This window comes from Aquincola agrisoli, assembly GCF_036621135.1.
In the GTDB taxonomy this organism is placed as follows: Bacteria; Pseudomonadota; Gammaproteobacteria; order Burkholderiales; family Burkholderiaceae_C; genus Aquincola; species Aquincola agrisoli.
The window spans coordinates 445,918-456,238 of the sequence record NZ_JAZIBG010000009.1; the positions used below are offsets into that span (position 1 = coordinate 445,918).

Consider the following 10,321-nt stretch of genomic DNA (forward strand, 5'->3'; position numbering starts at 1 on the left):
CTCTGACGCGCCGGGGCTGGCTCCTGCCCGGGGCGTTCCGTATGCTGCCGCGAACCTCGGAGACGACAAGCATGGACGACCTGACCCAACTGCGCGTGCACATCGAGGCGCACATCGCCACCCTGACGATGGACGCGCCGCCCGTCAACGCGCTCACGCGCACGCTGAACGACGAGCTCACGCTGGCGCTCGACCGCATCAGCGAGCTGGACGAGGTGCGCGTGGTGGTGCTCACCGGCGCGGGCAAGGTCTTCTGCGCGGGGGCCGACCTGAAGGGCCGCGCCGAAAACATCAAGGGCCCGGGCGACCTGCCCGCCCATTCGCGCCGCACGCGCGAGTGCTTCCACGCGATCCGCGAATGCGCCAAGCCCGTGATCTGCGCGATCAACGGCGCGGCGCTCGGCTCGGGCCTCGCGATGGCCGCGTCGAGCGACGTGCTGCTGTGCAGCGAGACGGCCTCGCTCGGCCTGCCCGAGGTGGACGTGGGCCTGCTCGGCGGCTGCCGGCACGCGATGCGCCTCTTCAGCCATTCGCGCCTGCGCCGGATGATGCTGACCGGCATGCGCGTGCCCGGCGCCGAGCTGTACCGCCTGGGCATCGTCGAGGCCTGCGTGCCGCCGGCCGAGCTGATGCCCGCGGCGATGGAGCTGGCCGCCACCATCGCGTCGAAGAGCCCCGTGTCGACGCGCCTGGGCAAGCACACCCTCAACGTCATCGAAGACATGAGCCTGCGCGACGGCTACCGCTACGAGCAGGACATGACCGCGATGATCGGCAAGACCGACGACGCCCGCGAGGCGCAGGCGGCGTTCCGCGAGAAGCGGGCGCCGGTGTTCACCGGGCGCTGAGTGCGCGGTGGGCGCCGGCTCAGTGTCGAGCGACGCCTCACCTCCCTTAGGCAGGGCCCTGGCCAGATCCTCCAGGGCACGCACGTGGGCGTCGGCCTGCTGCCTGGATAGGGCGTCAAGGTTGTAATGGGCTACCAGGTATTTCCTTGGGCTCACGCTGGCAGGCATTGCAGCCACGCCGCAGCCTGCTTCCGCCATCCGCTCTTGTTGGGGTGGATCTCGTTGATCCAGTCGCCGCTTTGGGCGGTCTCCCCTCCGGCGGCTGGCTGGAGCAGGCCCGTCGTGGGGACCACCACCACGGCCGTCCGCCCCACCGCCCAGGCCTTGATCGTCCGTTGGATGTCGCTGAAGAGCCCCCTCGTCAGGTTGGGCCACAGTGAAGGGGCGATGCCGTTCTTCGTGTAGGCGGCAAACAGCCAGGGGCCGGAGATGTTGCGGACGGCCGGTGCATCGCGTGCCGTCGGGGTGTCGTAGCAGTTCAGGAAGATGGGCGCCAGAGCATTCGTCCTGTTGCGGCGGACGGCGCGATAGATGGCCTCGAAGTTCGGGTTCAGGTAGTCGTCGACCAGGCGCTTCAGCGCGGCTTGGCTGACGCAGTCGTAGCCGTTCTGCGGCAGGGGCTGTCCGCGCATGTCGTGCAACAGGCCTTTGCCCGGCGAAGGGTCGCGGGCGGCGTCGATGAAGTCATTGCCGCCTACGCTGAGGAGAATGCCGTCATAGGCCGACTGCCTCAACCACCACACGAAGTCGTCGTTCATCATGTCGACGATGCGCGTCAGGGTATGGCCCGATGTCGAGATGTTGATGATGAGGTTCGTGCGTCCCTGTGTGTTGTACGCCCGGGCGAGGAACTCCGGCAACGAACCTTGCCGCCATGCGCTCGCATCCATCCAGGAGTCGCCCTCCGCCAGGAAGGTGTGGCTGAAGGGGCCGAACTTGTCCGCCTCCTCCGGCTTGGTCCGGTACCGGTTGCCCGTAATGACCACAGAAGCCATCGTCGCCTCCCATCGGATGCAGGTTTGCTGCAAGCTTTCAGCCTAACGGCTGGCGACGGCACTTCGCAGGGGGCGCCCCCCAGGACGTCGTCAATCTTGTGGATGGCGCCGCCGCATCGCCGGTCGAGCCGGGCACCGACAATCCGCGGATGACCTCCGCAGACGCCGCGCCCCCCGCGCCCGACGCCCCCGGCGCGCCCGGCTACCCCCGCTTCGGCGAGGCCGTGCTGTACTGGCTCAAGCTCGGCTTCATCAGCTTCGGCGGCCCGGCCGGGCAGATCGCGCTGATGCATGCGGAACTGGTCGAGCGCCGCCGCTGGATCTCCGAGGGGCGCTTCCTGCACGCGCTGAACTACTGCATGGTGCTGCCCGGCCCCGAGGCGCAGCAGCTCGCCACCTACATCGGCTGGCTGATGCACCGCACGGCCGGCGGCGTCGTCGCCGGCGTGCTGTTCGTGCTGCCCTCGCTGGCCATCCTGGTCGCGCTGTCGTGGGTGTACCTCGCGTACGGCCATCTGCCCGCGGTGGCCGGCGTGTTCCACGGCATCAAGCCCGCGGTGACGGTGCTCGTCGTGCACGCGGCGTGGCGGCTGGGGAGCCGCACGCTGCGCAACCGCTGGCTCTGGGGCATCGCGGCGGCCGCCTTCTGCGCGCTCTTCCTGTTCGGGCTGCCGTTCCCGTTGATCGTCGTGGCCGCAGGGGTGCTCGGCATGGCCGGCGGCCGGTGGCGGCCCCGTGCCTTCCACGCGGCGTCAACCCACGGCGGGCACGCCGCGCACGGCGGCGCGCCCGCCTTGATCGACGACGGCACGCCCGTGCCCGAGCACGCCCGGTTCACCTGGGCGCGCCTGCGCCGCGTGCTGGCGGTGTGCCTGGGGCTGTGGGCCGCCGCGATGGGCGCCCTGGTGCTGGCGTTCGGCCATGAGGCGGTGCTCACGCACATGGCCTGGTTCTTCACCAAGGCGGCGCTGCTGACCTTCGGCGGCGCCTACGCGGTGCTGCCCTACGTCTACCAGGGCGCCGTCGAGCACTACCAGTGGCTGACGCCGGTGCAGATGATCGACGGCCTGGCGCTCGGCGAGACCACGCCCGGCCCGCTGATCATGGTGGTCTCGTTCGTCGGCTTCGTGGGCGGCTGGACGAAGGCCATCTTCGGGCCGGATGCGCTGTTCCTCGGCGGCGCGGCGGCCGCGGTTGTGGTCACCTTCTTCACCTTCCTGCCCTCGTTCTGCTTCATCCTGCTCGGGGCGCCGTTCGTCGAATCGACGCACGGCAACCTGAGGTTCACGGCGCCGCTCATGGGCATCACCGCGGCGGTGGTTGGCGTCATCGTCAACCTCGCCGTGTTCTTCGCTTACCACGTTCTCTGGCCTGAGGGCCTGGGCGGCCGCTTCGATGCCGTGGCCGCCCTCATCGGCGTGGCCGCCGCGGTGGCGCTGTTCCGTTTCAGGCTCGGCGTGATCACGGTGGTGCTGGCCTGCGGGCTGGCGGGCCTGGCGCACCGCCTGCTGCTGGGCTGAGAGGGGCGGCCGCGGGCGGGCACCCCCGTTGCTGCGGAGCGGGGATCACCTCTGCAGACGACGACGCCCGCATGCCGCGACACGCCCCGTTCGACTTCGACGCCCCCTCGGTGGACGTGGCGCGCGCCCTGATCGGCGCCGTGCTGCTGGTCGACGGCGTCGGCGGGCGGATCGTCGAGACCGAGGCCTACGACGTGGACGACCCCGCCTCGCACAGCCACCGCGGCCCCACGGCGCGCAACGCCACCATGTTCGGCCCGGGCGGGCATGCCTACGTCTATCGCTCCTACGGCCTGCACTGGTGCCTCAACATCGTCTGCCGTGAGGCCGGCCATGGCGCCGGGGTGTTGATCCGGGCGCTGGAGCCCACCCACGGGCTGGCCGTGATGCGGGAACGCCGCGGGCCGGTCGACGACCGGCTGCTGTGCGCGGGCCCGGGGCGCGTGGGGCAGGCGCTGGGCATCACCCGGGCGCACGACGGCCTGCCGCTCGATCGGCCGCCGTTCGAGCTGCAGCCTGCGCCGTCGGCGCAGCAGGTGCTCGTCGGGGTGCGCATCGGCATCTCGAAGGCCGTCGACATGCCGTGGCGCTTCGGCCTGCACGGCTCGCGCTTCGTCAGCCGGCGGTTTGCATGAAGCAGGCTTCGCACCCCGTGCGCGTCGGCACGGCGGCCTGGAGCATCCCCCGTGCCGTGGCCGGGTCGTTCCCAGGCGAAGGCAGCCACCTGGCGCGTTATGCCCGGGTGCTCCACTGCGCGGAGATCAACACCTCGTTCTACCGCAGCCACCGGCCCGAGACCTACGCACGCTGGGCCGCGCAGACGCCGCCCGGCTTCCGCTTCGCCGTGAAGCTGCCGCGCACCATCACGCACGACCAGCGGCTGCGGGCGTCACGCGCCTTGCTCACGCGCTTCCTCGAAGAGGTGTCGGGGCTGGGCGACCGCCTGGGGGTGCTGCTCGTCCAGCTGCCGCCGTCGCTGGTGTTCGAGGCCCGGCCGGTGCGCACCTTCTTCGACCTGCTGGCGGGCCTGTTCGAGGGCGCCGTGGTCTGCGAGCCGCGCCATGCCACCTGGTTCGAGCCGCTTGCCGACCGCTGGTTGGTGAAGCTGCGCATCGGCCGCGTGGCGGCCGATCCGGCGCGCTGGCCCGCGGCGGCGGTGCCCGGGGGCTGGCTGGGCCCGGCCGGCGACGGGGCCGGCGCCGTCGTCTACCACCGGTGGCATGGCTCGCCGCGCACCTACTACTCGGCCTACGGCGACGACTGGCTGCACGCGCGTGCGGCCGAACTGCAGCGCTGGCCGCGGGCGGCCGAGCGCTGGTGCATCTTCGACAACACCGCATCGGGCGCGGCGGCGGCGGACGCGCTGCGGCTGCAGGCGATCTTGTGATCCGCATGGCACCGGCCACCATCGAGGACAAGATCTTCGAGCTGCTGGCGGCGCGGCAGGCGGGCGCGACGATCTGCCCCTCGGAGGTGGCCCGCGCCCTGGTGCCGGAGGGCGGCCCGTGGCGTGAGCTGATGCCGCAGGTCAGGCAGGTGGCCCAGCGCCTGGCCGACGACCATCGGCTGGCCGTGACACGCGGGGGCGTGCCTGTGGACGCCACGGGCCGGGGCGGGCCCATCCGGCTGGGCCGCGCAACCTAGCGTCGAGCCCGTCAAGCGCGCTGGCCTGCTGTCGCTCCGTCTCTTCGTCGCCGTGTGCCTGGCACGAGTTCGTCGCACTCGGCCAGGAGTTCGGCAGGCCGATGCGGGAAGACGCTCGACCTGCCGCACCCGTTCACTTCGGCATCACGACGCTGTCGATGACGTGGATCACGCCGTTGTCCGCCGTGATGTCGGTCTTCACGACCTTCGCCGCGTCGACGCTGACGCCGCCGCTGGTGGCGACGGTCAGCTCCGAGCCCTGGACCGTCTTGACCTTGCCCGCCTTCACGTCCTTGGCCATCACCTTGCCTGGCACGACGTGATAGGTCAGCACGGCGGTGAGCCTGGCCTTGTCCTTCAGAAGGGCGTCGAGGTCGCTCTTCGGAATCTTCGCGAACGCTTCATCGGTCGGCGCGAAAACCGTGAACGGCCCCGGCCCCTTGAGTGTGTCGACCAGCCCTGCGGCCTGCAACGCAGTGGCAAGGGTGTTGAACTGGCCTGCCTGGACGGCGGTGTCGACGATGTCCTTGGCGTGGGCCGACATGGCGCCCAGCGCGAGCGTGGTGATGGCGATGAACTTCTTCATGATGAGGCTCCTGTTGTGGGTGAATCGAGATGAATCGCGCAGCGCGTCTCAGGGCGCCGGCAGAATGACCTTGTCGATGACGTGAATCACGCCGTTGCTCGCAAGGATGTCGGTCGCCACGATGTTCGCGTTGCGCCCGCGCTGGTCGGTGATCGCGAGCGACGCGTCGACGGCGAAGCTCTCGCCCTCGACGGTGGTGATCGGAGCACCGATCGGGACCTGCGCCTTGAGCACGCGCGACGGAACGACGTGGTAGGTCAACACCTTGGTCAGCAGCGGGGTGTTGGCGAGCAGCTGGGCCTTGGTGACGCCGAGTTCGGTCAGCAGCGCAGCGAACGCCGCGTCGGTCGGGGCAAAGAAGGTGAAAGGACCCGTGCCGCTCAGCGTGCCCGCCAGGTTCGCCGCGGTCACGGCCTCGATGAGGATGCTGAACGACGGGTTCGCCGCCGCGGTCTGCACGATGTCCTTGTCGGCGGGCAGCAGCACCTTGTCGACGGCATGGACCACGCCATTCGATGCGTCGATGTCGGCGATCACGATCCTGGAGGTCCGGTTGCGCCCGTCGGTGATGACCAGGTCGGTGCCGATCGGGTCGACCTTGAAGATGCCGCCTTCGAGAGGCGTGATCGGCAGGCCGGGCGGGACGGCCGACTTGACGACCTTCGACGGCAGCACGTGGTACTTCAAGACCGCGGTCAGCAGCGGCTTGTCCGCCAGCAACTGGCTCTTGGTGACCCCCAGTTCGGTCAGCAGCGCCGCGAAGGCATCGTTGGTCGGTGCAAAGACGGTGAACGGGCCAGCACCCGACAGGGTGCTCGCCAGATCGGCCGCAGTCACCGCCTCGGCGAGGATGCTGAAGCGGGCATCCCCCTGGGCAACCTGCACGACGTTGGGATGTGGGTCATCGTTGTCGCCTCCGCAGGCAGCAACGAGTGCAACAGCGGTCAAGGCCGCCAGTCTCTTGAGCCAGTCGAGCATTGAAATTCTCCAATGATGTGGAAGACAGATGGGCCAGCTGCCTTGCGGCACGAGCACTCCTTCTACGCAGAAGAAGCCGAACGGATCACCGCGTCCTGTGCGATGCCAGGCTCGCCTGCGGCACGATCTGCGCGTCGACCAGCGCGCGCGCTCCGAAGCGCGTTGACTTCATCGTTATCGCGCAGGGTCCGATAGCTGCCGAACGTCAGAGCTGACTCGAGTGGCAGCAACCAGCCTGGAGCCGCGGTTCAGCAGTGCGGTACATCAAAGGGTTCTCCCTCAGACACGAACCCCTGCAGTCGATGCGTAATCCCGGTGCGCCAACCCCCCCGAGGAGTCCCCCCTTGAGCCTGCCCCGCATCCTCTCGCTGGCGGCCATCGCCGCCCTCAGCGCCTGCGCCACCGGCCCGTCCAGCGGCCCGATGACCTTCTTCGTCACCAGCGCCGGCAGCGGCAAGGGTGCCGATCTCGGCGGCCTGGCCGGCGCCGATGCGCATTGCCAGAAGCTGGCCGCCGCGGCCGGTGCGGGCAGCCGCACCTGGCGCGCCTACCTCAGCACGCCGGGCGCCTTCCCCGGCGGCGCCAACCCCAACGGCGTGCCCTCGGTCAATGCCCGCGACCGCATCGGCAAGGGCCCCTGGCACAACGCCAAGGGCCAGTTGATCGCGCGCGACGTGGCCCACCTGCACAACGGCAACCGGCTCAGCAAGGACACCGCGCTCGACGAGAAGGGCAACGTGGTCAAGGGCCGCGGCGACAACCCCAACGAGCACGACATGCTCACCGGCTCGCGCGCCGACGGCACCGCCTTTGCCCCGCAGACCGATACCACGTGCAAGGCCTGGACGAGCAGTACCGAAGGCTCGGCCATCGTCGGCCACCACGACCGCATCGGCCCCCTGCCCGAGAACTGGGCCACCAGCTGGAACTTCTCCCACCAGAGCGCCGGCTGCAGCCAGGAGGCGCTGATCCGCACCGGCGGCACGGGGCGGTTCTACTGCTTCGCAGCCGACTGAACGCGGTGGCTGCGCCCGCCGGCGGCACAAGCCGGCAGGCAGGGCAGCCAGGCCGACGCCTGCTTGCGCCGTCCGTGCGGGTTGGGGGTGGCTCGTTGGCTGCGGTGGACGTCGCCCGCGAGGGGGGTCATGGCGCCGGGGTGCTGATCCGAGAGCTGGAGCCGACCCACGGGCTGGCGGTGTGCACGAGCGCGGCGGGCCGGCCGCCGTTTGCCCGACAGCCGGCGCCGCAGGTGCTGATCGGCGTGCGCATCGGCCTGCACGGCTCGCGCTTCGTCAGCCTGCGGTTTGCATGAGCGCCGCGAGGCACCCCGTGCGCATCGGCACGGCCGCGCGGAGCATTCCTCGGTGGCGCGCGCCCTGTGCCGGAGGCGGCCCGTGGCGCTGATGCCGCAGGTCAGGTGGCCCAGCGCCTGGCCTACGTGCCGGTGGATGCCACGGGGCGCGGCAGGCGCTTTCGCCTGGGCGGCGCAGCTTCGCGCCGAGCAGATGTCCGGCTGGCGCCCAAACTTGCTGTGCTTGCCTGGCCAACCGCTGCGCAGCGTGAGGAGCCGGTGGCGCTGCTCGGGCGAACTCACGCTGACCGCCATCAAGCCGACCATCGCTCGACGGCCGGTCTCGCCATGAACGTCGGCGAACTGTTGGACTGCGGCCGTTCGTGTTACCTGGCAGCAGTGTGGCCGCGTGAACGACCGGTCCCTGCTGGCGCGACGGACCCGACTCGACCCGTTGCTGCCGGTCAGTTCAGGGCGACCAATGGCAGCAAGGCAGCGAAAGCAGTCACTGGTCCCCCAGCCTCAAGCCTTACATCCCGTCGTCAAGATCGGAACCAGCCTTGGCTTCAGGCAGCAGGTCAGCCCGTCTCCCAAGGTACATCGGCTTCTCCGGACCACGATACGACGGAAGCCATCGCTTGTCTTGCTTAGCAGTCGGATGTTCGTATTCGGTGGATGAGAATAGAAGCTGTGCATCATTCGCTTCGCACATTTTCTCGAGTTCTGTCAGATACCTTGCCAGGTCAGCCGTGTGGAGCTCGTCCTGCTTCGGCGTATCGAGGATCAGGAAGCGGAACGGACGAGTCTTGTCGGCGAGGTAAGCCTCCAACAGCGCGGCATGAATCGCAAGCACCAGCCGGCTCGTGGTGCTGCTGGTGCCGCCGCTGCCAATGGTCTCCAGCGTTTCTCCTCCGAAGGTGAACCTCAGATTCAAGTCGATGTCTACGTTTCTCGACACACTGGTCGTGTCCAGCAAGTCCATCCATTTCACGGTCAGCTCACGCAGTTTCCGTCTGAGATCGTTGAAGGCGTGATCGGCCTTTCCGGTGTTCGCGAGACCTTCGATACGGTCCTGAATGCGGTCGCGCTCTTGCTCTAGTTTGAAGAGCTTCGAGCGCTCGTCTTTCAAGCCCGAGATGCGGGCTAGCTCACTCTGAACGCCGACCAGTTGCTTGGTCAAGGCCTGCACCGCAGTCACCAGTTGGTCGGTGCCGGAAGTGCTGGGGGACTCGAGGTTATCGACAAGAGTCTGCCGCTCCGCAGTCAGCTCTTCAAGCCGCCCCGTCAACTGTTCAGCGCGAATCTCGGCGCGCTGACTGTTCCGCTCGAGGTCCTTGATCTGATCCTTGAGGTACAGCAGGTTCTTTCCGTAGGACTCGGAGCTTCCAAGGAACAGCCCGCAGTTGGGGACGCGGCAGATTTCCTGGAACGACTTGAAGACGCCGAGCGCCTCTTCGTTCAGGCTGAGAGTTTTGACTTCGCCATCAATCTCCGCGCGGATGGTCTCGATGCCTGCGACACGGTTCCGCAGCTCAAAGAGTTCCAGCTGCCGCGCCCGGATTTGCATATCCTTCTGACGCAGGAGCTCTGTCAACGTAGAGCTAGCCGTACCCTTCGCGTCCACCGATGCGCGAAGTCCATCTATCTGCTGCGTTAGGTTCTCAGAATTCAGCTGCAGCGCCGCTTGATTTGCATCGCTGTCGTCGACGCCGCGGCTCTGGTACTCAAACACGCGCTGCGCAGCAACGATCTTGCGGGTCTGCGCCTCCAGAGCATCCTTTTCCTCGATCAGAGACTTCTTGACTTCGAATGAGTGCTTCGGATTCAGACCGAAGGCGAACCGCACCATCTCCGCGAACTGGTCTGCGATGAACGAGCTCGGAGCGCGATAGGCCGCAGAGTAACCGTGACCCTGGATCAAGTAGAAGAGCGGCAGCAGGGTGGCGATGTAGGGCTGCGCCTCTGTGCCTTTGTTTGACACGAGCCGAGGGGGCTTTAGTCCAAGCAGCTCGAAAAGTGCGATCGAGAAAGAGCCCTCGGAATAGTGCTCAGTCTGCTTGCCGTCGAAGTCAATCGTGGCATAGAAGTCGCCGTTCTTCGCCTCGAGAGCCCGCCGGATCGTGAGCGGCTTCCCGTCCACTTCGGCATGCAAAACGACGGCGCTGCACTTCTCAAGGATCTCCGCTCTGAAGTTGTTGGGGAATCCCAGCGCTGAAGCCAGCATACGCACGACAGGGGACTTTCCGCTGCCGTTCGCTGCGAAGAGCATCGTCGTCCGATCCCCAAGCTCCAGGAGGGGAGTTTCCCAGCCACCTTCGCCGAGGCGCTCCACCCGCAGTGACTTCAGCCTCAATTCACTTTGAAGCGCCCCGGATTTCCAGGAGGCTCCCTCGTTTGAGATGATGGAGCCAAGATGAGAAGTTCGAAGTATTCCCCCGAGGTCCGTGAACGCGCGGTGC

General features: G+C 68.1%; 11 protein-coding genes. 7 read left to right on the forward strand and 4 right to left on the reverse strand.

Annotated elements, in window-relative coordinates:
- Positions 1-71 precede the first annotated feature (71 nt).
- Positions 72-848: an enoyl-CoA hydratase/isomerase family protein gene (locus tag V4F39_RS03915; protein ID WP_332287962.1), complete on the forward strand. Its 777-nt coding sequence runs from the start codon at positions 72-74 to the stop codon at positions 846-848.
- A 152-nt stretch (positions 849-1,000) separates the two neighbouring features.
- Here the strand turns inward: V4F39_RS03915 and V4F39_RS03920 are convergent, their stop codons facing one another.
- The gene (locus tag V4F39_RS03920; protein ID WP_332287963.1) at positions 1,001-1,843 is read right to left on the reverse strand and encodes a GDSL-type esterase/lipase family protein; all 843 of its coding nucleotides are present in this window, start codon (positions 1,841-1,843) and stop codon (positions 1,001-1,003) included.
- 149 nt (positions 1,844-1,992) lie between these two features.
- On the opposite strand from V4F39_RS03920, the gene chrA reads away from it, so the two are divergent.
- The 4 genes from chrA to V4F39_RS03940 all read left to right on the forward strand — a co-directional run bounded on the left by chrA (position 1,993) and on the right by V4F39_RS03940 (position 5,007).
- Positions 1,993-3,363 carry a chromate efflux transporter gene (gene chrA, locus V4F39_RS03925; RefSeq protein WP_332287964.1) on the forward strand — a complete coding sequence of 457 codons (1,371 nt, stop codon included), beginning with the start codon at positions 1,993-1,995 and terminating at the stop codon, positions 3,361-3,363.
- Between the two features lie 71 nt (positions 3,364-3,434).
- Positions 3,435-3,998, forward strand: a complete 564-nt coding sequence (locus V4F39_RS03930) for a DNA-3-methyladenine glycosylase (RefSeq protein WP_332287965.1) — start codon at positions 3,435-3,437, stop codon at positions 3,996-3,998.
- Entirely contained in the window at positions 3,995-4,750 is a 756-nt protein-coding gene (locus V4F39_RS03935) for a DUF72 domain-containing protein (protein WP_332287967.1), read from the forward strand. The genes V4F39_RS03930 and V4F39_RS03935 overlap by 4 nt, the downstream gene beginning before the upstream one ends.
- 5 nt (positions 4,751-4,755) lie before the next feature.
- Entirely contained in the window at positions 4,756-5,007 is a 252-nt protein-coding gene (locus V4F39_RS03940; protein WP_332287968.1) for a DUF3253 domain-containing protein, read from the forward strand.
- 133 nt (positions 5,008-5,140) lie between these two features.
- Here V4F39_RS03940 and V4F39_RS03945 read toward each other — a convergent pair whose 3' ends face one another.
- The gene (locus V4F39_RS03945) at positions 5,141-5,593 is read right to left on the reverse strand and encodes a fasciclin domain-containing protein (RefSeq protein WP_332287969.1); all 453 of its coding nucleotides are present in this window, start codon (positions 5,591-5,593) and stop codon (positions 5,141-5,143) included.
- A gap of 48 nt (positions 5,594-5,641) precedes the next feature.
- The gene (locus V4F39_RS03950; RefSeq protein ID WP_332287970.1) at positions 5,642-6,571 is read right to left on the reverse strand and encodes a fasciclin domain-containing protein; all 930 of its coding nucleotides are present in this window, start codon (positions 6,569-6,571) and stop codon (positions 5,642-5,644) included.
- A 302-nt stretch (positions 6,572-6,873) separates the two neighbouring features.
- Between V4F39_RS03950 and V4F39_RS03955 the strand changes: the two genes are divergently transcribed.
- On the forward strand, positions 6,874-7,587 hold the full coding sequence (locus V4F39_RS03955) for a hypothetical protein (protein ID WP_378235037.1): 714 nt from the start codon (positions 6,874-6,876) through the stop codon (positions 7,585-7,587).
- 104 nt (positions 7,588-7,691) lie between these two features.
- On the forward strand, positions 7,692-7,883 hold the full coding sequence (locus V4F39_RS03960) for a hypothetical protein (RefSeq protein WP_332287972.1): 192 nt from the start codon (positions 7,692-7,694) through the stop codon (positions 7,881-7,883).
- A gap of 508 nt (positions 7,884-8,391) precedes the next feature.
- Here the strand turns inward: V4F39_RS03960 and V4F39_RS03965 are convergent.
- On the reverse strand, positions 8,392-10,321 hold a 1,930-nt coding region (locus tag V4F39_RS03965; protein ID WP_332287974.1), incomplete at its 5' end, for a coiled-coil domain-containing protein.

Excerpts from the sequence above, each read along its gene's own strand:
- V4F39_RS03915 (WP_332287962.1), top strand. The coding sequence starts at position 72 with ATGGACGACCTGACCCAACTGCGCGTGCACATCGAGGCGCACATCGCC.
- V4F39_RS03920 (WP_332287963.1), bottom strand. The coding sequence starts at position 1,843 with ATGGCTTCTGTGGTCATTACGGGCAACCGGTACCGGACCAAGCCGGAG.
- chrA (WP_332287964.1), top strand. The coding sequence starts at position 1,993 with ATGACCTCCGCAGACGCCGCGCCCCCCGCGCCCGACGCCCCCGGCGCG.
- V4F39_RS03930 (WP_332287965.1), top strand. The coding sequence starts at position 3,435 with ATGCCGCGACACGCCCCGTTCGACTTCGACGCCCCCTCGGTGGACGTG.
- V4F39_RS03935 (WP_332287967.1), top strand. The coding sequence starts at position 3,995 with ATGAAGCAGGCTTCGCACCCCGTGCGCGTCGGCACGGCGGCCTGGAGC.
- V4F39_RS03940 (WP_332287968.1), top strand. The coding sequence starts at position 4,756 with ATGGCACCGGCCACCATCGAGGACAAGATCTTCGAGCTGCTGGCGGCG.
- V4F39_RS03945 (WP_332287969.1), bottom strand. The coding sequence starts at position 5,593 with ATGAAGAAGTTCATCGCCATCACCACGCTCGCGCTGGGCGCCATGTCG.
- V4F39_RS03950 (WP_332287970.1), bottom strand. The coding sequence starts at position 6,571 with ATGCTCGACTGGCTCAAGAGACTGGCGGCCTTGACCGCTGTTGCACTC.
- V4F39_RS03955 (WP_378235037.1), top strand. The coding sequence starts at position 6,874 with ATGCGTAATCCCGGTGCGCCAACCCCCCCGAGGAGTCCCCCCTTGAGC.